18 protein-coding genes and 1 tRNA gene are annotated in these 21850 nt (G+C 64.2%); 2 read left to right on the forward strand and 17 right to left on the reverse strand.

Annotated features, from left to right (window positions below; translation table 11 throughout):
- The first annotated feature begins 64 nt into the window (after window positions 1-64).
- Entirely contained in the window at window positions 65-625 is a 561-nt protein-coding gene (locus XH80_RS23500) for a hypothetical protein (RefSeq protein ID WP_271600605.1), read from the forward strand.
- Between the two features lie 83 nt (window positions 626-708).
- On the opposite strand, the gene XH80_RS23505 is transcribed toward XH80_RS23500, so the two are convergent.
- The 5 genes from XH80_RS23505 to XH80_RS23525 form a co-directional block, all read right to left on the reverse strand.
- Window positions 709-933: a DUF6527 family protein gene (locus XH80_RS23505; protein ID WP_271600606.1), complete on the reverse strand. Its 225-nt coding sequence runs from the start codon at window positions 931-933 to the stop codon at window positions 709-711.
- Window positions 934-995: 62 nt separating this feature from the next.
- Window positions 996-2051 carry a nucleotidyl transferase AbiEii/AbiGii toxin family protein gene (locus XH80_RS23510; protein ID WP_271600607.1) on the reverse strand — a complete coding sequence of 352 codons (1056 nt, stop codon included), beginning with the start codon at window positions 2049-2051 and terminating at the stop codon, window positions 996-998.
- On the reverse strand, window positions 2048-2830 hold the full coding sequence (locus XH80_RS23515) for a DUF6088 family protein (RefSeq protein ID WP_271600608.1): 783 nt from the start codon (window positions 2828-2830) through the stop codon (window positions 2048-2050). The genes XH80_RS23510 and XH80_RS23515 overlap by 4 nt, the downstream gene beginning before the upstream one ends.
- 373 nt (window positions 2831-3203) lie before the next feature.
- Window positions 3204-3280, reverse strand: a tRNA-His gene (locus tag XH80_RS23520).
- A gap of 365 nt (window positions 3281-3645) precedes the next feature.
- On the reverse strand, window positions 3646-4077 hold the full coding sequence (locus XH80_RS23525; RefSeq protein WP_271600609.1) for a phasin: 432 nt from the start codon (window positions 4075-4077) through the stop codon (window positions 3646-3648).
- A gap of 579 nt (window positions 4078-4656) precedes the next feature.
- Between XH80_RS23525 and XH80_RS23530 the strand changes: the two genes are divergently transcribed.
- Entirely contained in the window at window positions 4657-8136 is a 3480-nt protein-coding gene (locus XH80_RS23530; RefSeq protein ID WP_271600610.1) for a PAS domain-containing sensor histidine kinase, read from the forward strand.
- A gap of 8 nt (window positions 8137-8144) precedes the next feature.
- Here the strand turns inward: XH80_RS23530 and XH80_RS23535 are convergent, their stop codons facing one another.
- The 12 genes from XH80_RS23535 to glmM all read right to left on the reverse strand — a co-directional run bounded on the left by XH80_RS23535 (window position 8145) and on the right by glmM (window position 21689).
- Window positions 8145-8366 carry a hypothetical protein gene (locus XH80_RS23535; protein WP_409363906.1) on the reverse strand — a complete coding sequence of 74 codons (222 nt, stop codon included), beginning with the start codon at window positions 8364-8366 and terminating at the stop codon, window positions 8145-8147.
- 260 nt (window positions 8367-8626) lie between these two features.
- Window positions 8627-10600 (reverse strand): methyl-accepting chemotaxis protein, encoded by a 1974-nt coding sequence (locus tag XH80_RS23540; RefSeq protein WP_271600611.1) that lies wholly within the window; start codon window positions 10598-10600, stop codon window positions 8627-8629.
- A 196-nt stretch (window positions 10601-10796) separates the two neighbouring features.
- Window positions 10797-11969, reverse strand: coding sequence for a thiolase family protein (locus XH80_RS23545; RefSeq protein ID WP_271600612.1), 1173 nt, complete (start codon window positions 11967-11969; stop codon window positions 10797-10799).
- 292 nt (window positions 11970-12261) lie between these two features.
- Window positions 12262-13851, reverse strand: a complete 1590-nt coding sequence (serA, locus tag XH80_RS23550; protein ID WP_057741507.1) for a phosphoglycerate dehydrogenase — start codon at window positions 13849-13851, stop codon at window positions 12262-12264.
- A 152-nt stretch (window positions 13852-14003) separates the two neighbouring features.
- Window positions 14004-15176 carry a phosphoserine transaminase gene (locus XH80_RS23555; protein WP_271600613.1) on the reverse strand — a complete coding sequence of 391 codons (1173 nt, stop codon included), beginning with the start codon at window positions 15174-15176 and terminating at the stop codon, window positions 14004-14006.
- A 79-nt stretch (window positions 15177-15255) separates the two neighbouring features.
- Window positions 15256-15447, reverse strand: a complete 192-nt coding sequence (locus XH80_RS23560) for a hypothetical protein (protein ID WP_271600614.1) — start codon at window positions 15445-15447, stop codon at window positions 15256-15258.
- Between the two features lie 170 nt (window positions 15448-15617).
- Window positions 15618-16082 carry a GNAT family N-acetyltransferase gene (locus tag XH80_RS23565; protein ID WP_057741516.1) on the reverse strand — a complete coding sequence of 155 codons (465 nt, stop codon included), beginning with the start codon at window positions 16080-16082 and terminating at the stop codon, window positions 15618-15620.
- A 17-nt stretch (window positions 16083-16099) separates the two neighbouring features.
- Window positions 16100-16690, reverse strand: coding sequence for a glutathione S-transferase family protein (locus XH80_RS23570; RefSeq protein ID WP_271600615.1), 591 nt, complete (start codon window positions 16688-16690; stop codon window positions 16100-16102).
- Window positions 16691-16764: 74 nt separating this feature from the next.
- A complete protein-coding gene (locus XH80_RS23575; protein ID WP_271600616.1) occupies window positions 16765-17649 on the reverse strand; it encodes an outer membrane protein in 885 nt (294 codons plus the stop codon).
- 168 nt (window positions 17650-17817) lie between these two features.
- Window positions 17818-18654 carry an outer membrane protein gene (locus XH80_RS23580; RefSeq protein ID WP_271600617.1) on the reverse strand — a complete coding sequence of 279 codons (837 nt, stop codon included), beginning with the start codon at window positions 18652-18654 and terminating at the stop codon, window positions 17818-17820.
- Between the two features lie 218 nt (window positions 18655-18872).
- On the reverse strand, window positions 18873-20117 hold the full coding sequence (locus XH80_RS23585; protein WP_271600618.1) for an MFS transporter: 1245 nt from the start codon (window positions 20115-20117) through the stop codon (window positions 18873-18875).
- Between the two features lie 228 nt (window positions 20118-20345).
- Window positions 20346-21689: a phosphoglucosamine mutase gene (gene glmM / locus XH80_RS23590; protein WP_271600619.1), complete on the reverse strand. Its 1344-nt coding sequence runs from the start codon at window positions 21687-21689 to the stop codon at window positions 20346-20348.
- Between the last annotated feature and the right edge of the window lie 161 nt (window positions 21690-21850).

Below are 21850 nucleotides of genomic sequence, written 5' to 3' on the forward strand. Positions count from 1 at the left end.
GCCAGACCGGCTCGATGTAGTGAACCCCCATAATGGAAACCGGGCCCAACACTGCAGGAGCCCATTGCATTCGGGCGCGCGCCTCGTCACGGAGATCCGTCGGCAGGCGCGCGCCGTCGGGAAGAAAGTCGCGCACGCGGTGCTCGAGCAGAGCGAGATCGCGGACTCGCGCGTTACTGCTGGGAGCGTCAGCGAGACGGGTGTCCGCGTTCCATGCTGCTCTCAACGTTCGCGCGACGGCGCGAGTCATCCCGGGAAGATGCCGAACGGTCTCGATATCCTCGAAACCTCCCGCATCGAGAGCGCAGGCGACAACAAATTCCAGTTCCTCACCCGTAACCTGGTGCAGGAAGCCGCCCGCCAGTCGCGCCGCCAATTGCGTTGCGGTCATGATCTGCAGACCATTCTCGCCGTCGCGTGCGGCGGCCGCGCGGCGGGGGGCGAACGCCAGCCCACCCTGGACGATAACGGTCTTCCTCATTACCACTGTCGGGTCCCCATTACCGGGAAGAAACGTTATCAAAGAACCCGGCCGCCCGAGACGCCCGGCGTTGAGTGCCCACACTCGTTGCGCCGACCCGTACGCGGGATCGTCGTCGGCCCCCGCCAGATTGCGCGAAGATAGTGGCCCCACGGCAGGTTGCCGCCGGGCCTGTCGTTAGGATCGGCCCGAGATCCACTGCCAGACGCGGCGCCAGATGGTTGGCGTTACCTTGGGCGGACTGGGCTGAAGGGTCGGCCGACGCTTGGCGGCTGCCCATGAAAGCGCCCTTTGGCGGCGCGATCGCGGCGCCGTTCGGCCTCGACCTGCTCATCACTCCAGGGGCCCGCTTCGATCACCTTGCCATGGTCGATCACATAGTGAGACCGGCACTTCAGCGTCCAATTGCCGATCGACGGGCGAAGCGAGATGGCCTCACCATCGAACGTCATCTTCCAGTCTGTGGCTTTGCGCCGGCATTGTCGTTTGATCGTTTCATCGCTCCGCTATGCCTTCACCGGCGGTTGTTCAGGCGCGCCTCGAGCGTGGCGACGCTCTCGAGGACCGCCTCGAACCTCGGCGGGTCGCTGAAGATCATGCCGGTCATGGCTCGGTAGTCGACACGCAGCTGCTCAATCATCTCGTCATGTGGTGCAAGCGCAAAGGAGCCGGGCACGGCGCTGGCGAGATCGAAATCGGGGCGGTTGAAGAACATCCGTCCGTGCGCAACGCAGTCGGCTCCGAGCGCCGGGTCCTTGATCGCGGAGGCTCCGGCCCGCGTCGGAAGCAGCTTATGCAGATCATAATAGTGACGCGACACGCGCTGGCCGCCACCGCGCAGTTCCCCGCGCTTGTCAAACCAGCGCCGTAGGCCGTGCAGGATGACGACCTTGTCCCAGAAGGTTCGTTCGGGGTCGACGGTCCGCACGGCCTGAACTGTCAGATCGAGCGCCGGTAGATCATCGTCGACATAGGGCTTGATCGGCACTTCGCTGTTCGGATCGAGGGCGGATTTGGCGCCCGACTCGATCTTGATCGCGGCGCGAATATAATCTGATTTCGGGGTCGCCGTCGGATACCAGATCAGAAGCGTCTGCTTGTCAGCGTCTGTGTCGTCGGCTTCTACCCGTGCGGAAGCTGCATCAAGACCGGCGGCCTTGAGCCGATCGGCGAGGATCTTCGTTAGTTCGTTGCGTAAAGAGCCGTTGATGTAAGCCTGGCAGGCCGCCTTGATCGCGTCCAGCCGCGCGCGGCGCTTGTTGTTGCTGAGAGCATTAAGCTCCTCAATGGTCGCTGGCTCGCCGATGTCGTTTCGAAAAACCGTGACGTCGATATCTTCGGAAAAGCGGTTGATCAGGCCGAAGCCTTTGGACAACGACGTTCCGCCCTTGAAGAGTAGGCGGGGCCCTCCCTCCTTCAAGCCATGGAACAGGGCGTCGAGTGTCCAGCAGACCCAGAAATCCTTTTCGATATTTTGGGATGCCGTGCCGAGGCGCTGCGCGGTCGTATCGAAGGCGCTCAACATGGCATCTGTTCCGGCTGCAAGGACCTCGTCAAAAGCCCGATTCATGTTTTCCTCACCCTGCGCTTGGCTGATTGCACCTTTTTGGTCGGGTCGTCCCTAGGCCGGGCGCCGGCGGCGAGATGATGACGATGATCATCATCGGCAGCATAGTTGGCATCGACATACCGATCTTGAACATTGGTATCGCCTTCGATCAGCGGCTTGAGGAACTCCCACATCCAGGTCGGAAGCGCGGTCTTGCCGACGTTGATATCGGCCTTGAGTGGCGGCCCGGTCGCCGGATCGTCGAAAAGCTTGGCTAGCTTCTGTCTAACCCGATCACTCTCGCCTTCGCGGACCAGGAGATCACGCAACCAGTGAAGTGCCTGGATGACGCGCATGGCGGGCCGACCGGCCCAAAACAGCTTGCTGGCTGCGGTTAGACGGAAAGTGATGGTGACGTTGCCGAGCTTGATCGGTTGTTTGCGAGCGTCGGTGTGGACCACGATTTTCGCTGGCACGGCGTCGGTCAGGCCAAGGTCGTTGGCGGCGGTCATGCCGTCGACGAGCATCCGGGCTTGGTCGCGCCGACCCACGGCGTCGATGACGGAGCGCGGATCGGGGGGGTTGGGCTTCTGGGTCAGCCTGTTGAAACCGAGCTGATCATAGAGCCCTCGGTCAATCCTTCTCAGGCTCTTGGCGTTGGTCAACCGCTGCAACGTTTTGTCGACGGCGTCCCGGGAGGCGAGGTCGACGAAGTCGGTCGGCGTCCAAACCTTGCGTGGCGCATCGGCCCGGATCCGCTCCAGGATTGCGGTTTTCAGATCAGGTGAGTCGTAGGCCATGTCCGAAAAATGTATACCTTTTTCGGACAGGGGTAAAATGAACTGCCCGAAATACGTACACAGATTTCGGACAGTTCACTACGCCGATTTCAGGATAGCAACGAGCGACGCCGGCTCTTCCATTCAATTCCGATAGGGCTTATTTGCTGATCGTCCCCATCCGGGACGATGCCCGTGCGAGTCCGTTCATTCTCATTCCTTCACACCGACGGCAACCTACAGGCCGCCCTAAGCGGCATCTGGACAACGTGCCAGACGCGCGAGTTTCGGTCGCGCTCAAGAGAGCGCAATGCACTAGGGCTCTCGTGGTAGCTATCTGGTAGCTACAACAATCCCTAAGCCTTCGATGATCTCTATAAGTCCTTGATTTCGCTGGTACAGTTGGGTGGGCTCGAACCACCGACCTCCTGTTCCACAGACAGGCGCTCTAACCAACTGAGCTACAACTGCATCCTTGCGAGCCGCGCCTCGGGGCTGCCTGAAAAGGCCTGCTGCCTAAGGGGGGCTGGACGGGGCGGAAACTAGGTGCAACGGGGGTTTTTGGCAAGGCCGCAAGAGCCGTTATTTGCCTCTCGATAGCGCGATAAATGCTTCAGAGTCCGGCCGGCCGTCGGTGATTCACCTCTCCCCGCAGGAGACAGGGCAATCGCATATGGAAGCGGCTTCCCTGCGGCGCATCCTTCGAGACGCCCGCCGATGGCGGGCCTCAGGATGACGGCGGAGTGCGTGGCAGCAGTATCAGGGGAAAGGTGAAGAAAAACCCGGGCCTTTTGGGGGCCCGGGTTTCTTGTTTGGTCGATCCGCCGTTTTTTTGATCAGGCTGCGGGGTAGAACTTCGAGGCGGAGGCCTTGATCGGCTCGGCGGTCGCGCTGGCGGTGCGCTGGGCGATCTCGAACAGCTCCTTGGCCTGGGCCTGGAAGGTCTCGAGCTGGGTCTTGGCGTGGCCGGACCAGAGCTGGAAGACGTCGGTCGGCGACTTGGTGCCGAGCAGCTCCTGGGTGAAGTCCAGATGGGCCGTGGCGTTGGCCTTGGCGAATTCCATCAGCTTGGCGGTGTACTCGTTCGCACCCTTCTGGGCGGAGGCGAACACGGCCTCGATGGTGCCGTTGTGGGTCTCAGCCGCGTCCTTGAACTTGGCGTAGTTTTCGCGGGCCTGCGAAACGCCCTTTTCGGCGAATGCACGCACCTGCTCGGGAACCTCGAACGGGATGATCGAGGCAGAAAACGGATCAGTCGCACCTGTCATGTTGGTCCCTCACGCTAAAGTAAAATGAAGTGAGCCTTCTGGCGCGCCCGCCGGGCCAACCGGGGCCGTTTCTTCTTTGAATGGCGGGTACGAAAGACTGGAAACGCAGAACATCGAGATCCTCTCGTCCAGCGTCAGCATTGTTGCTCACTAACATGTCAACATTGTGCAACGCAATGTGATCCGGGGGTGCGCTGCGAAAAATTTAATCCAGAGGGTGAGGTTCCTGCGGTGGGGAACCGGTGGTTGAGGTACGCCCGTCAACGGGTTGAGGTATGTCCGTCATTCCGGGGCGCGACGAAGTCGCGAGCTCGGAATGACGGGAGGGGGCTAATGCCGCGCCTCGGTCGCGTCCATCGCAGTGCGGCTGACAGGCCGGCCGCTCGCAAATCCTGCGGATGCAACGGAGAGGCGCCTTGCGGGTCCGGCCACATTAAGGTTATCGCGGCTTTAGGGTGCCCCCGTTAAGGTCCGGGCGTGGACCTGCCCGCGCCGGCGGGCGATAGTAACCCTTTCTTAAGGCTGCCATTCCCGGCAGACCTGACGTGAAGCGTGGCGCGAAGAGTTGAAGCCGGTCGGATGACGAATTCGGATTTCCAGTTACGGGGCGTCGGCGATCCCCGGCTGTCCGTGCATGCCACCTCCCCCCTGCCGGCCTGGCTGTGGTCGCTCGACGGCTGCCGCGTGCTGTGGGCCAATGCGGTCGGCGCCAAATTCTTCGGCGCGGCCAATGCGGCTGCGCTGGCGCAAAAAACCTTCGGCCCCGCCGACAGCCATCGCCGCCAGATCGTCCGCCTCGCCCACCGGCTGCCGGGCGGCGGAGCTGTGAGGCTGGAGCGGTTGCGCGGCTTCGGCGCCGGGCTCGGCACGCTGATGACCTGCGCCTGCGCGCGGCTCGAGTTTTCCGATGGCTCATCCGGCGTGCTGGTCAGCGCGATGCAGGGTGCTTGCCGCAGCATGCCGCTGGTCGAGCGGCTGCATCGTCTGGTCGACGGCGCGCGGACGCCGATGGCGGCGTTCGCACCTGACGGCCTGTTCGCCGGCGCCAGCGAGGCGGCGCGCTCCCTGCTCGGCTTTCGCGATCTCGGCGAAGCCGGCCTCGACCAGGCGCGCAACGAGGCGCTGGCGAAGGGCCGCGCCGAGCTGCCTGTCGGCATCGGCAAGATGGTGCTGCAACGGGTCGGCGTCGGCGCCGATGTCGGGCTCATCGCGCTGATCGAGCCGGCCATGGCGCAAGCCGAGCCTGCGGCGGAGCGCGCGCCGCCTCCCGCGGCTGAGCCAGCGCTGCCAGTGCACGGGCTCGATGCCGGGATCGCGATGTTCGATCCGTTTGCCGAACCGGATGAGACGGAGGTGACGGCCGCGGATGAGGCGACGGAGATCGTCTCGATCCAGGACGCCGCGAAGGAGGCCGAGGCGGCTGCTCCGGAAACCCTTGCGCAGACGGTCGATGCCACGCCGGAAACAGTGGTTGAAAACCCGCCTGAAGCCATCGTGCCGCCGCAAGCCGCGCCGATCACGAGCCACATGGTCGAGCCCACAGGACACGCGGAGACGCGGTCAGGACATGCGGAGACACCGCGCCAGCATCCGCTGCGCTTCCTGTGGCAGATAGATGCGCAAGGCCGCTTCGTGCTCGGCTCGGATGAATTCATCCGCCTGATCGGCGCGCTCACCGCCTCCCGCTTCGGCCGGCCCTGGCGCGAGCTATCAGAGGAATTTGCGCTCGACCCCGACGGCCGCGTCGCGCAGGCGCTCGCCAGCCACGACACCTGGGCCGGCATCACCGTGAACTGGCCGGCCGACGGCGGCGAACATCTGCCGGTCGAGCTGGCCGGGCTTCCCGTCTACGACCGCGCGCGCAACTTTGCCGGCTTCAAGGGCTTTGGCGTGTGCCGCGATCTCGATGCGCTCAATCGGCTCGATGCGCTGCGGCGCTTTGAGCTGTTCGCCGCGCAGGGCCTGTCGGCCGATATGGTCGAGCCTCAGTCTCGGCCTGGTTCTCAGCCTCGGCCTGAACCGGAGCACAAGGCGGAGGCCAAACCGGAGGCAGAGCCTCCGCGGAGCGAGCCGCCGCCCGAGCCTGAGCCGCCAACTGCAACTGAGCCCGAACCGCCCGCACCGATCACCGAAGCGAATTCACACCCAACCGAACCGGAAACGCCAGTGGAAACGCCTCCGAATGTCGTGCCGTTCCGCGCACCAGGTGACCTGAGGTCACAAGGTGACCAGAGGTCACAGGGTGACCAGAGATCGCCGACGCTGACGCCGGTCGAGAACAGCGCGTTCAACGAGCTGGCGCGGCAATTGTCCGAGCGGCTCGAACGCGAGCGCGAGCAGATCGCCTCTGATAGCGCCGAGCCGCCGGCGGACGCGATCGCGCCCGACGCGGCGACACCACCCGAGCCCTTGATCTCCGAGCCGCCGATCTCGGAGCTGGAGACGCCGCCGGCCGCGGCCGAATGGCTGAGCGAGCCCGCACCGCCCGCTTACGGCCACAGCGCGCGCGACCGCGCGCTGCTGGATCTCATTCCCACAGGGATCCTGATCTACCGGCTCGATCGCCTGCTCTACGCCAATGCCGCGTTCCTCGACCGCATCGGCTATGCCAGCCTCGGCGCGCTGGAAGATGCCGGGGGGCTCGATGCGCTCTATGTCGAGCCGGGCGTTTCCGCCGCCAGCAGCACCTCGCAATCCGGCACGCCGGTGACGATCAGCGCGACGGTCGCCCATGGCGCGCAGAAGCTCGCCACGACCGAAGCGCATCTGCACACCATCGACTGGGACGGCGCCAGCGCGCATGCGCTGATCTGCGCGCTGCCCAATCCTGAACCTGTCGTGACAACTCCCGTCGCCACGCCCGTCATCGTGGCGCCGGTGGCCGCGCCACAAGTGGCCGCCGAGACCGAAGTCGACGAGCCCGTCCTGTTCGCGCCCGAGCCTGACGTCGGCGATGCCGATGCGGAAGATCTCGCCGCGATCCTCGACACCACGGCCGAGGGCATCGTGATGTTCGATGCCGACGGCAACATCCACGCCTGCAACCGCAGCGCCGAGGCGCTGTTCGGCTATGACGGCGAGGCGCTGATGCAGCAGAATCTGCTGGCGCTGTTCGCGCCCGAGAGCCAGCAGATCGTGCTCGATTATCTCGACAGCCTGAAGAGCCAGGACATCGCGAGCCTGCTCGATCACGGCCGCGAGGTGCTGGGCCGCGAGAAGAAGGGCGGCGTGCTGCCGCTCGCCATGATCATGGGCCGCACCCGGCCTGATGGACCGAACTTCTTCGCCGTGTTCCGCGATCTGTCGCAGGCCAAGAAGGGCGAGAGCGAGCTGACGCAGGCGCGACGCCTGGTCGACGGCGCGGCCAACGCGAAAGCCGACATGCTGGCGCGGATCAGCCACGAGATCCGCACCCCGCTCAACGCCATCATCGGCTTTGCCGAGGTGATGATCTCTGAACGATTTGGTTCGCTGGGCAATGAGCGCTACGGCGAATACATGAAGGACATCCGCGCCTCCGGCGAGCGCGTCATCACCATCATCGACGATCTCCTGGAGCTGTCGCGGATCGAGACCGGCAAGCTCGATCTCAGCTTTGCCGACCTCAACCTCAACGACCTCGTCGAGGCCTGCGTCACCGTGATGCAGCCGCAGGCCAATCGCGAGCGCATCATCATCCGCACCTCGCTTGGCCATGCGCTGCCGCAGGTGGCGGCGGATCCGCGCGCGCTGCGGCAGGTGACGATGAACCTGATCTCGAACTCGATCCGGCTCGCCAGCGCCGGCGGCCAGGTGATCGTCTCCACCGCGCTCAACGATCGCGGCGAGGTGGCGCTTCGCATCCGCGACACCGGCCACGGCCTCAGCGACAAGGAAGTCGCCGCGGCGATGGAGCCGTTCCGCACGCCGCCGCCCGGCGATGCCGCGGACAATTCCGCGCTGAGCCTGTCGCTGACCAAGGCTCTGGTTGAAGCCAACCACGCCCGGTTCAACATCAAGAGCGCGGGCCAAGGCACGCTGATCGAGGTGACATTCGCGCCGGTGACGGCACGGGCTTAAGCGACGGCTTACCGCTTCGCCGGCTCACCGCTCTTGTTGCCGGGCAGGCCCTTGATGTTCGACGAATCCTGCTGCTGCACGGTGGAGTTCTGCGAGGCCGCGCCGACCGTTCCCTTCTGCGCGGGAGGACCGTTCTTGTTGCCGGGAGCTCCCGCGATTCCGGTGCCTGAATTCTGCGCGCTGGGCGATGTGGCAGCATCACTGGTGTTGTTGGTGCGGTCACCGGGCATCCTTGCCGCCGCGCCGGGCTTGTCCTGGTCTCCGACATAGCCCGAGGCGCCGGAATTTTGCGTCTTGATGCCCTTGTCGGCCTCGTTCTGCCCGTTCTGGTTCTGCGCGATCGCCGGCGCTGCCATGAGCGGGACCGCCAGAAGGAATGCTGCCATTATTGTCCGCATGAGCGTTCTCCTCGACCTGCCCCGTCGCGGGCTTAACGCGTGGGGCGCGAAAGATTTCCGATCGCTTGCGAATAAGCCTGGGCAGATGCGCGTTACGCCGCGCGCACCGTATCGAGGAACTTGCAGACCTCGAATTTGAGGCGGTTGCTGTCGCCGGACAGCGATTTCGCCGCGGACAGCACCTGCGCCGATGCCGAGCCGGTTTCGACCGCGCCCTGCCTGACGTTGCTGATATTGGCGCTGACCTGCGTGGTGCCGGCCGCCGCGCTCTGGACGTTGCGCGAGATCTCGCCGGTTGCGGCGCCCTGCTGCTCGACCGCGGCCGCGATGGTCGACGAAATCTCGGACAGGCGCTCGATGGTGCCGCCGATGGTCTTGATCGCACCGACCGAGTCCTCGGTCGCGGACTGGATGCTCGAAATCTGCTGGCCGATGTCGCCGGTCGCTTTCGCCGTCTGCTCGGCCAGCGCCTTCACCTCCGAGGCCACCACGGCAAAGCCGCGTCCCGCTTCACCGGCGCGCGCGGCCTCGATGGTGGCGTTCAGCGCGAGCAGGTTGGTCTGGCCTGCGATCGCATTGATGAGTTCGACGACATCGCCGATGCGCGCGGCCGCCTTGGACAATTCGCTGACGCGATCGTTGGTCTGGCCGGCCTGGCTGACGGCCTCGCCCGCCATGCGCTCGGAGGCCTGCACCTGACGGCTGATCTCGTGGACGGAGGCGGTGAGCTCCTCCGTGGCCGCGGCTACCGACTGCACGTTGGTCGCAGCCTCTTCCGAGGCCGCCTCGACCAGCGTCGCAAGCTCGGTCGACCGGCTCGCGGTGGTGGTGAGCGAGGTCGCGGAGACCTCGAGCTCGGTGGCGGCCGACGACACCGCCTCGACGATGCGGCCGACAGCGGCTTCGAAATGATCCGCCATCCTGATCATGTCGGCGCGGCGGCGTTCGGCAGCGAGCTTGTCCTGCCGGCTCTTCTCCTCCGCCTCCTCGCGCGCCTTCTGCTCGGCGTTGATCTTGAAAGTCTCGACGGCCCGCGCGATCTCGCCGATCTCGTCGGGACGGCCGAGGCCGGGCAACACGATGGCGAAATTGCCGTTGGCGAGCTCGATCATCGCGGTGCGCATCGCCGACAGCGGCTTTGCAACCGAACGGCCGATGAAGACACCGAGGCCGAGCACGCAAGCTGCGATCAGTGCGATCGCAATGGCGATCCAGAACTGGATGCTCTCGCGCTCCGCCTCGTTCTGCTTGTCGGCTTCGATGCGGATGATGTCGACCGATTTCGAGACCTGCTCGATGACGGGCTCGACGGTCGCAAACGCCTCCGACGTCGCCTTCAATTCGCCCGCGAGCTTGAGCGCGGTCTCCATCCAGGCGGAGAAGTCGCGCTGATAGTCCGAAAGCTTGTGCCGCAGCTCGGCCTTGGCGGCATCGGGAATCCCGCCCGCATCGAGGCCGGCGAGGAATTCGGATGCGCGCTTCTGCATCTCGCCGCCATATTTGGCGTCGCGACGCAGCATGAAATCCTTCTCGTGCCGGCGCATCATCAGCATGATCACCTTGAGCGAGGCATCGTGGAGCTGATCGACCTTGCCTTCGATCTCGTGGACGGAGCCGCGCAGGCGGCCTTCGAGGCCTGAATTCTCATCCAGCCCGAGGCGCTGCCGCTCCTCGACCACCGCGGCGAAGTGCGCCTGATAGGTCCTCAGCGACGCGTTCATCGCGTCGACCTTCTGCGCCAGCTCGGGCTTGCCGAGCGCTGCGATCTTGCCGCGCAGCGTCTCGATGTCCGGCGCGACCTGCCGCGAGATCTCGACCTGGCGCTGCGCCCGCGCGGGGTCGCTGCGCAGCAGGAAATCCTTCTCGGCGCGGCGCGCCTCCAATAGCTCGACCGCGATCCTGCTGTTCAGCTCGAACACCGCGCGCGCTTTCTCGGCGGCGGCGCGCGAGATTCCCATCGCGCGCTCGCCGTAGAGATGAATGCCGCCGATCAGGACGACGCCGACGAGGCCGATGACGCCGATCGCAGTGATCTTGTGAGTAAGCCGCAGAGAGAAAAGCCGCATCGTGATCGCAAGGCCAGTGATGACAGATGCGGTTCATGAGGCCGTAATGCGTGAAAAGTTCCGTTAATTTGCGAGCACGTAGGATTACGTGCTTTGTGACACAATGCACGCAAGAGTGCACCGAATGCGTCTTGGCTGCACAACGAAAAGGCACGGCGCTGGCGGCGCCGTGCCTTTCACGTCTCTGCGGGTCAGGTCAGCTGTAGATCTCGAACAGGCCGGCGCCGCCCTGGCCGCCGCCGATGCACATGGTGACCACGCCCCATTTGGCCTTGCGGCGGGCGCCTTCCTGCAGCAGATGGCCGGTGAGACGGGCGCCGGTCATGCCGAAGGGATGGCCGATCGCAATCGAGCCGCCGTTGACGTTGTACTTCTCGGGGTCGATGCCGAGCTTGTCGCGCGAATAGAGGCACTGGCTGGCAAAGGCCTCGTTGAGCTCCCAGAGATCGATGTCGTCGATCTTCAGGCCGTGACGCTTGAGCAGCTTCGGCACGGCGAAGATCGGGCCGATGCCCATCTCGTCAGGCTCGCAGCCCGCGGCGGCCCAGGCGACGAAGCGGCCAAGCGGCTTGAGGCCGCGCTTCTCGGCGTCCTTGGCTTCCATCAGCACCACGGCGGCGGCGCCGTCGGAGAGCTGGCTGGCATTGCCGGCCGTGACGTATTTGCCGGGACCCTTCACCGGCTCGAGCTTGGCAAGACCTTCGAGCGTGGTCTCGGGCCGGTTGCACTCGTCGCGGTCGACGACGTAGTCGACGATGCTCTCGGCCTTGGTGGCCTTGTCGACCACCTTCATCCTGGTCTTCATCGGGACGATCTCGTCCTTGAACTTGCCGGCCTGCTGCGCGGCGGCCATGCGGCGCTGCGATTCCAGCGAATATTCGTCCTGGTATTCGCGGCTGACCTTGTAGCGCTCGGCAACGATGTCGGCGGTGTCGATCATCGCCATGAAGATGTCGGGCGCGGTCTTGAGCAATTCCGGATCGATCGACTCCTTCGGCGTGCCGCCACCGGGGATCGAGATGCTCTCGACGCCGCCGGCGACGATGCAATCGGCGCCGTCGGAGCGGATCGAGTTCGCGGCCATCGCGATGGTCTGCAGCCCCGAAGAGCAGAAGCGGTTCACCGAGACGCCGGCGGTGCTCTTCGGCAAGCCGGCGAGCAGCGCGGCCTGGCGGCCGATGTTCGGCGCGCCATGGGCGCAATTGCCGAGATAGCAGTCCTCGACATAATCCTTCTCGACGCCGGCGCGATCGACCGCGTGATGGATGGCGTGGGCCGCGAGCGACATTGGCGGCGTGATGTTGAACCCGCCGCGGCCGGATTTGGCGAGGCCCGTGCGCGCATAGGAAACGATGACGGCTTCACGCATTGTTTTCTCCCTTCTTTCGAACGACTGATACGGAGCGTCCTGACCGCCATTGGTACACAAAGTTTGCGGAGAGCGGGAGAAAAAGCGGGTCGATCAATCAACAAAAAACGCCGCCCCTTACGAGATGGGCGGCGTTGTTCCGCGTGTCGGAATATATGATGGCCGTCATTCCGTAGGGCGCGCCACTCCTCCATCTGATCGTCATGGCCATGACGACGGTGAGAGCCTAACCCCTCACCCGGATCGCATCTTGCGATGCGATCCGACCTCTCCCTTCGGGAGAGGTGAAGGATCAGAACCTCAGCGCCTTGACCTGCTTGACCTGCGGCAGCGCCTGCACCTTGGCGAGCACGTCGGCCGGCACCGCGCCGTCGACCTCGATCAGCGCGATGGCATCGGAGCCCGGCGCGACGCGGCCGAGATGGAAGGTCGCGATGTTGATCTTGGCGTCACCCAGGAGGCTCGCGAAGCTGCCGATGAAGCCCGGCTTGTCTTCGTTGGTGACGTAGATCATCGACTTGCCGAACTCGGCGTCGACGCGGATGCCCTTGACGTCGACGAGGCGCGGCTTGCCGTCATGATAGACGGTGCCGGAGACCGAACGCTCCTGGCGCTCGGTCGCGACCGTCACGGTGATCAGGCTCTCGTAGTCGCTCTGGGCGGCGCGGACGATCTCGTCGACCACCATGCCGCGCTCCTTGGCGACGACAGGCGCGGACACCACGTTGACCTCGCCCAGCATCGGGCGCAGCAGGCCCGACAGCACCGCCGAGGTGATCGCCTTGATCTTCATCTCGGCGACGTGGCCCTCATAGGTGATCTCGACCTTGAGGATGCCTGATTCGGTGAGCTGGCCGGCGAACGAGCCGAGCTTCTCGGCCAGCGCAATGAAGGGCTTGAGCTTCGGCGCCTCTTCCGCGGTGATCGACGGGAAGTTCACCGCGTTCGAGATCGCACCGGTGAGGAGGTAGTCCGACATCTGCTCGGCGACCTGCAGCGCGACGTTCTCCTGGGCTTCCGTGGTGGAGGCGCCGAGATGCGGCGTGCAGATCACGTTGGGATGGCCGAACAGCACGTTCGAGGTCGCGGGCTCCTCGACGAACACGTCGAAGGCGGCGCCGGCGATATGCTTGGCATTGAGCGCATCGACCACGGCCTGCTCGTCGACGAGGCCGCCGCGGGCGCAGTTGATCAGGCGCACGCCCTTCTTCATCTTGGCGATCGCCGATGCGTCGATGATGTTCTTGGTCTTCTCGGTCAGCGGCGTGTGCAGCGTGATGAAGTCGGCGCGCTTCAGGAGGTCATCGAGCTCGACCTTCTCGACGCCGATGTCCTTGGCGCGCTCCGGCGACAGGAACGGATCGAACGCGATCACCTTCATGCGCAGGCCGAGGGCGCGGTCGGCGACGATCGAGCCGATGTTGCCGCAACCGACCACGCCGAGCACCTTGCCGGTGATCTCGACGCCCATGAAGCGGTTCTTCTCCCACTTGCCGGCCTGGGTCGAGGCGTCGGCCTGCGGGATCTCGCGGGCCAGCGCCAGCATGAGCGTGATCGCATGCTCGGCGGTCGTGATCGAATTGCCGAACGGCGTGTTCATCACGATGATGCCCTTGGCCGTGGCGGCCGGGATCTCGACATTGTCGACGCCGATGCCCGCGCGGCCGATCACCTTGAGCCTGGTCGCCTTCTCCAGGATCTTGGCGGTCGCCTTGGTCGCGGAGCGGATCGCGAGGCCGTCGTAATTGCCGATGATCTCGGCGAGCTTGTCCTTGTCCTTGCCAAGGTTGGGCTGGAAGTCGACCTCGACGCCGCGGTCTTTGAAGATCTGCACGGCAGCGGGCGAGAGCGCGTCGGAAATGAGAACTTTGGGCTTGGTCATGGGAATGATCCGTTGGTGCGAGCTGCAGTTACGGAACGTCATCCGCGGGCAAAAGCGGAAAGCGCGTCTTCGCGCTTGAGACCCGCGGATCCATCTCTCTTGATGGATGGATGGCCGGGTCAAGCCCGGCCATGACGAGGATTTGGTTTGGCTTACGCCGCCTTGGCGAGCGTAGCCTTGGTCTCGGCAAAGGCCCAATCGATCCACTGCGTCAGCAGCTCGACGTCCCTCGCCTCGACGGTGGCGCCGCACCAGATGCGCAGGCCGGCCGGTGCATCGCGGTAATAGGCGAAGTCGTAACCGGCGCCTTCCTTCTCGACCAGCGCAACCAGCTTCTTGGAGAACTCCGCCTGGGCGTCGTCCGAGAGCGAGGTGATCGCAGGGTCGGTGAACTTCAGGCACACCGAGGTGTTGGAGCGGATCGAAGCGTCCTTGGCCAGGAAGTCGATCCACGGCGTCTTCGCCTTCCAGTCGGCCAGAACCTTGGTGTTGGCGTCGGCGCGCGCGATCAGCGCCTTGAGGCCGCCGATCGACTTGGCCCAGTTCAGCGCGTCGAGATAATCCTCGACGCAGAGCATCGACGGCGTGTTGATGGTTTCGCCGACGAAGATGCCTTCGTTGAGCTTGCCGCCCTTGGTCATGCGGAAGATTTTCGGCAGCGGCCAGGCCGGCTTGTAGGTCTCGAGCCGCTCCACCGCGCGGGGCGAGAGGATCAGCATGCCATGCGCGGCTTCGCCGCCGAGCGCCTTCTGCCAGGAGAAGGTGACGACATCGAGTTTTGCAAAATCGAGCGGTTGCGCGAAGGCGGCAGACGTCGCGTCGCAGATTGTGAGACCTTCACGGTCTGCCTTGATCCAGTCGGCGTTCGGCACGCGCACGCCTGACGTCGTGCCGTTCCAGGTGAAAATGACATCGCTCTTGGGATCGACCTTGGAGAGATCCGGAATCTCACCGTATCCAGCGTTGAGCTTGGTGACGTCCTTGAGCTTCAATTCCTTGACGATGTCGCTGACCCAGCCCTCGCCGAAGGATTCCCAGGCGAGCGTGGTGACGGGCCGGGCCCCGAGCAGCGACCACAGTGCCATCTCGACCGCGCCGGTATCGGACGCCGGCACGATGCCGATGCGATAATCTGCCGGCACTTCAAGCACTTCGCGCGTCAGATCGATCGCGAGCTTGAGCTTGGTCTTGCCGACCTTCGCACGATGCGACCGGCCGAGCGCTGCGTCTTTGAGATTTTGGGCGTTCCAGCCGGGGCGCTTGGCGCAGGGGCCGGAGGAGAAATGCGGCACGGTCGGCCGCGAAGCGGGCTTCGCTACAGTCATGATCTACCCTTCCAGATAGTAAGCCTCCCGTTGGGGGGAGGTGTCCCGCCGCGGCTGATACGGGAAACAGGAAGATCAGTCAAGAAACTTCCGGTGGCTCACGGCGGAGTGCAGGCAATTCCGGCGCGATATCGGGGGATTCGACCACGGCGAGCGCGTTCAGCAAGTCCGTGGCCTCGCTGATCAATTGCGCGGCGCGGCGGCGGCTGCTGACCTTCAAGATGCATTTGTCGTTGGCCTGCACAACGTAGTCGTTGCCGACCTTGATCATGGAATAGCTTGTCATTGAAATCCCCGAACCGACCGAGCCCGGTACTGACGCTCCGTAGCACCGTTCGTTCCTCGATCCACGCGAACGACCAAGGGTAGTTTATCAGCTGTTAAGATGAACGAACGCGCGATCCGATTTCGCTGATGGCGCAACGGCCATTGCGAGCTGCATCAAAAACGCACAGTCATGCCGACATGACTCGCCGAAAATCCAAGCCGCTTGTAGAAGCGCTGCGCATCGACGCGGCTCGAATGCGTGAGCAGTTCGACCAGACTGCAGCCGCGCGCCTTGGCTTCGGTAACAGCCCATTGCACCAGCTTTTCGCCGATGCCGCGGCCGCGGCAATCAGAGGCAACGCGAACATCTTCGAGCAAACCGCGGATGCCGCCTTGCGAGCTGATGCCGGGCAGAAGTGCAAGTTGCAGGCAGCCGACCACCCTGCCCTCGCTCTCGGCGACCACGAGCTGAAGATTGGGACTGCGTTCGACCCGTTCGAACGCTTCGTAATAGACCTCAGGCAGCGGGTCCTCCAACCGCTCGCGGGCACGGCCGAGCTGGTCATCGGCGAGCATCGCGATCATTGCCGCGACGTCCTCGCGTCGCGCAGGGCGGATGGAAACGGATCTTTCATTCATCGAAAAGCACTCCAGGCTCAGCGCGCAGACGGCAGGCCGAGAAACGCCTCGGCCTCGCCGACCCAGCGGCGGATGGCGGCATAGCGGCCGAGATCGAAGCCGCCTTCATGCGCAACGCGCGTATAGGCGAGCAGCGAGACATCCGCGAGCGAGACCGCATCGCCGGCAAAGAAGCGGCTGGCGGCAAGATGCGCCTCCATGCGGTCCAGCGCCGCATAGCCGCGCTTGACCTTGTCAGGATCGAGCTCGGAGGCTGACTTGCCGAGATAGACCATCTGGAAACGACACACCGCGATGTAGGGCTCGTGGCTGTACTGCTCCCAGAACAGCCATTCGTCCATCTTGGCAGCGGCAAAAGCGTCGCGCGGAATGAGTGCGCTGTCGCGGGCGAGATAGCGGATGATGGCGTTGGACTGCGCCAGGGTGCGGCCGTCGTCGAAGGCGACGGTCGGCACCTGGCCGGCGCCGTTCATGGCCAAAAATTGCGGCGTGCGCGTCTCGCCCTTGCGCGTGTCGATCTCGATCCAGCGATAGGGCAATGCGAGATGATCGCACACCCATTTCACCTTCAGACAATTGCCGGAATTGCTGTCGCCGTAAATCTGCATTGCCGCCGCCTCATCAGGGGCGACAGAGCATCAGGCTACGGCGAGCCTGTCAACCGCGGCGCAGCGAAGCCGTGTCAGAACTTGTAGCCAAGCCCGACGCGCGCATTGTTCAGCGTCACAGAGGTGTTCATGACCGGCGAGAATTTCACGTATTCGTATTCGACGCGCGCGAACAGGCCGTCCCAGATGCAATACTCGACGCCGAGACCGGCAACAAAGCCCACCGCGAAGGCGTTGGTTCTATGCTGGGTCTGCGTCTGCGACTGCGCGGGAACGGGGTTCGGTCCATTCACGAGGATCGTCGTGACGCCACCGACCGTCGTCGTCATCACCTGGGTCAACGTCACGTCGCTTGTCACGGTACGCGATACGTCCATGCGGCCGACAGCAGCGCCAGCGAACGCGTATGGCATGAAATCGCCGCCATCCCAGCCCACGCGGCCGCGGAGCGCAATCATGTCCTTGACCTGTGCCGCGGCGGTGCCGGTCAACTTTACGTTCCAATGATCGGTCACGTTGTCGGGGTGAATGTCACCGGCAGGATTGATGATATCGAGTTGATTGGAACCGCTGGTCTGCGTGTAGAGGTTGTTGAAGTAGCTGTAGGTGCCCTCGAGGCCGAGAATGGCATCGTACCATTGCCAATTGCGGCCGACGAAGGCGCCAAAGTTCGTGCCTTGCGTGTTGGTCTTGTTCATGAGCGACCAACTCGCCGTCGGCTGCTGCAGCACGCTGTTGCGGAAGATGAAATTGGTCAGGCCGACCACGCTTTGGCTGAAATCGGTCGCGTCGGCCGTGTAGCCGCCGCTGACGCCGACATAGGCGCCGTCCCAATTGTGGTGCGTGTTGGACAGACCGTCGGTGAAGCCGCCGCGCAGGACGGGCAGATCGGGCATGTCGGCCGCGTGTGCGGCGGACACAGATCCGAACACCGCCGCCACCAACCAAAGCCTACGCATTGCAACGCTCCATCGGACTCGAACTCTTCAGCGTGATCATGGCTCGTTAACCTTAATCAATGGTTGCGTCCGAGGTTTTCGGCGCCGCTCGCCATGAAAAAAATGCAAAGCAAAACGGCGCGGGATGATCCCGCGCCGTTAAGAGACGTTAAGCGATGAGGCTTGCGATCAGCCCTTGGTCACGAGCGGCGGCGGCGGCGCGTAGGCCGGCGGCGTGTTGAGCTCCCAGCGTACGCCGAGCTTCAGGTCGTTCGACGTGATGTTCTTGACCTGCCAGACATAGGGGCTGAGCGGCGCATTGAAATTATGCGAGTTTGCCGTGACGCCGTCACCCAGGCTCACGTAGCTGTAGGCCAGTTCGAGCGTGGTGGACGGATTGATCTTGTAGGCGAGACCCGCATGCGCTGCCCACGCCAAATTCCATTTCGAGCCTGAACCAGCGAGGTTGACACCGTTTGTGGGCGTGTTGGTGTCCACGAGATTGTCGATGGTCACGCGAGCCGCACCGACACCGGCGCCGATGAACGGAGTGACACACCACCATGTACCGAGGTCGACGTAAGCGTTCGCCATCACCAGCCATTCGGACTTGGTTCCGGTGTAGGTATCGACTCCCGGCGTGACGACGCCGGCGTTCGTGAACGTATAGGAATCGGTGGCCAGGAAATTCGTCTTGCCGCGATATTGCCCGATGACGTCGGCCCTGAACCAGTTATTGACCCGATAGCCGACGCCGACATCGAAGATCCCGCCGGTGTTGACCGTCGAGGTCTGCTGGAAGGAAACCACCGGCGCGTAGAGCGCCGCGTTGGTGTTATGCAGATCCTTGAACTGCTGATTGCTGAAGCCGATATCGCCACGCAAATACCAGCCGCCGAAATCGACGGGCGGGGCGGGCGGCGCGTACATGGGGGGCGGAGCCGCGATCGGCATATCGGCGGCAAAAGCCATCGATGAAATCAGTGATGCCGCACCCGCGGCAAGGAGAGACTTAACGCAACGCATTGGCTTCGTCCTTATGGCCGGTGAGGCAAAATGCAGATGCCCCACGTTCTGGAAACTCGCGGAACGGACGATGGCAGCAAATGCTTAAGCGCCACTTAACCCTAATTTTTAAGGTTGATTTTTTCTGAGCGGCCACGCGGATGCGGCGCAAGCGATGCGAAAATGCGGCAGCAATTGCTAACGATGTATGAAGCCGCAACGCAGAGAAAGAAGGTTTGTTAACGCCTGTGCTGCGGCAGCCTGGGCAGGAACACCGCGAGCAGCCCGATCGCCGGCAGATAGGCGCAGACCTGGTAGACGAACGCGATGGAGGTGTGGTCGGCGAGCTTGCCGAGCACGGCGGCGCCCAGGCCGCCGATGCCGAAGGCAACGCCGAAGAACACGCCGGAGATCATGCCGAAGCGATGCGGCACCAGTTCCTGCGCGAACACGATGATCGACGATGTCGTCGAGGAGATGATGAGGCCGATGATGACCGACAGCACCGCGCTCGCGTAAAGCCCGGCATGGGGCAGCGCCAGCGTGAACGGCAGCGCGCCCAGGATCGAGATCCAGATCACGATCTTGCGGCCGAAGCGATCGCCCAAGGGACCGCCGAAGAACGCGCCGACAGCGTTCGCGGCGAGGAAGACGAACAGATAGATCTGCGCCACCTGCGTCGACACGCCAAAGCGGTCGATCAGGTAGAAGATGTAATAGCTCGACAGGCTCGAGACGTAGAGCTGCTTCGAGAACAGCAGCGCCACCAGCACCAGCAGCGCGACGGCGACCCGGCGCCGACTCGGTCCGCCGGGTTGCGCATGCGCGGGCGCGGCTTTCCTCGCGGTGATCTGCGGCGCGTACCAGCGGCCGATGCGCCAGAGGATGAGAATCGCGAGGAACGCGATCGAGGAGAACCAGGCGATGCTGCCCTGCCCGAACGGCACAACGATGAGCGCGGCCAGCACGGGCCCCATCGAGGTGCCGAAACTACCGCCGAGCTGAAACACCGATTGCGCAAAGCCGTAGCGCCCGCCCGAGGCGAGCCGCGCGATGCGCGCCGATTCCGGGTGAAACACCGCCGAGCCGAGGCCGACCAGCGCAGCGGCAACGAGGATGACGAGATAGCGCTGCGCGACGCTGAGCAGCAAGAGGCCGAAGAAGGTCGAGGCCATGCCGATCGACAGCGAATAGGGCTGCGCCTTCTTGTCGGTGTAATGGCCGACCGCCGGCTGCAGCAGCGAGGCGGTGAACTGGAACGCCAGCGTGATCATGCCGATCTGCGCGAAGTCGAGCGCGTAGGTGTCCTTCAGGATCGGATACACCGAGGCGATCAGCGATTGCATGGTGTCGTTGAGGAAGTGCGAGAAGCTGATGCCGGCGAGCACGATATAGGCCGGTCCTGCGGCTTTGGCGGGCGCGACATCGCTCACGACGACGGGCTCGGTCAGCGTTTCCTCTGAGACGACGACAGGCTTGTTCACTGGAGCATCCCGGCAGGCGCGGCGAGCCGCCGCGGTCTCACAGGTACGATGGGAGCGGCGGCCGAACCATTGCCAATCGCAAATGGCTGGGATGCGCGAGCCTCCCCGCAAGTCCGATATCGTAGGATGGGCAAAGGCGCCCTTGCGCCGTGCCCACGATCTTTCCGATACGGCCACAGACGCGTGGGCACGCTCCGCTTTGCCCACCCTACGACATTGTGGTTGCGGCTACGCGGCGGCCTGGCCCAGCGCGGTGACGATGGTGTCGACGATGTCCTCGACCAGGATGCGGTCCTCGCCCTCGCCCATGACGCGGATCACCGGCTCGGTGCCGGAGGAGCGGATCAAGAGGCGGCCGTGGCCGTTGAGGCGCTTCTCGCCGTCAGAGATCGCCGACTTCACGTCGGAATCGTCGAGCGGCTTGCCGCCCTTGTGGCGGACGTTCTTGAGGATCTGCGGCAGCGGATCGAAGCGATGGCAGACCTCGGAGACCGGGCGGCGCAGCTTCTGTACCACCGCCAGCACCTGCAGCGCGGCGACAAAGCCGTCGCCGGTGGTGGCGTAGTCGGACAGGATGATGTGGCCGGACTGCTCGCCGCCGAGATTGTAGCCGCCGCTCAGCATCTGCTCGAGCACGTAGCGGTCGCCGACCGGCGTGCGCACGAGATCGAGCCCCTGCCCCTTCAGGAAACGCTCGAGGCCGAGATTCGACATCACGGTGGCAACGATGCCCGGACGCGACAGGCGACCGTCTTCCTTCCAGCTCTGTGCGATCACCGCCAGCAGCTGGTCGCCGTCGACGACATGGCCGCGCTCGTCGACCAGGATGACGCGATCGGCGTCGCCGTCGAGCGCAATGCCGATGTCGGCGCGCATCTCGCGCACCTTCTTCGACAGCGCCTCCGGCGAGGTCGAGCCGCAATCCTTGTTGATGTTGAAGCCATCGGGCTCGACGCCGATCGGCACCACGTCGGCGCCCAATTCCCACAGCGCTTCGGGCACCACCTTGTAGGCGGCGCCGTTGGCGCAGTCGATCACGACGCGCAGGCCCTCGAGCGAGAGATCGCGCGGCAATGTGCGCTTGGCGAATTCGATGTAGCGATCATGCACGCCGTCGATACGGCGGGCACGGCCGAGGCTCGCGCTCTGCGCCAGCCGCTTCTCGATCGGCTCGTCGAGCAGCTGCTCGATCTGCTTCTCGACGTCGTCGGAAAGCTTGAAACCCTGCGGGCCGAACAGCTTGATGCCGTTGTCCTCGAACAGATTGTGCGAGGCCGAGATCATGACGCCGAGATCGGCGCGCATCGACTTGGTCAGCATCGCCACCGCCGGCGTCGGCATCGGGCCGACCAGCAGCACGTCCATGCCGACCGAGGTGAAGCCCGCGACCATGGCGTATTCGATCATGTAACCTGATAGCCGCGTGTCCTTGCCGATCACGACCCGGTGGCGGTGGTCACCGCGCTGAAACGCAAGGCCGGCGGCCTGGCCGACCTTGAGCGCGAGCTCCGGCGTGATCAGTCCGTTGGCGCGGCCCCGGATCCCGTCCGTCCCGAAATATTTGCGGCTCATCATCGTCCCCCAACGCAACAACCAGGGATCCCCACGACAACCTCCGGGTGCCCGAACAGGCCCCGCATCCCTGATTTGCTGGGGACTTTATAATGCTGGAGGGCTAAATTGGCTTCAAAAAATATGATGAATCATTACGGAACCGGGAACTGGGCTGTCCG

This window comes from Bradyrhizobium sp. CCBAU 45384 (assembly GCF_028128665.1).
GTDB lineage: Bacteria > Pseudomonadota > Alphaproteobacteria > Rhizobiales > Xanthobacteraceae > Bradyrhizobium > Bradyrhizobium manausense.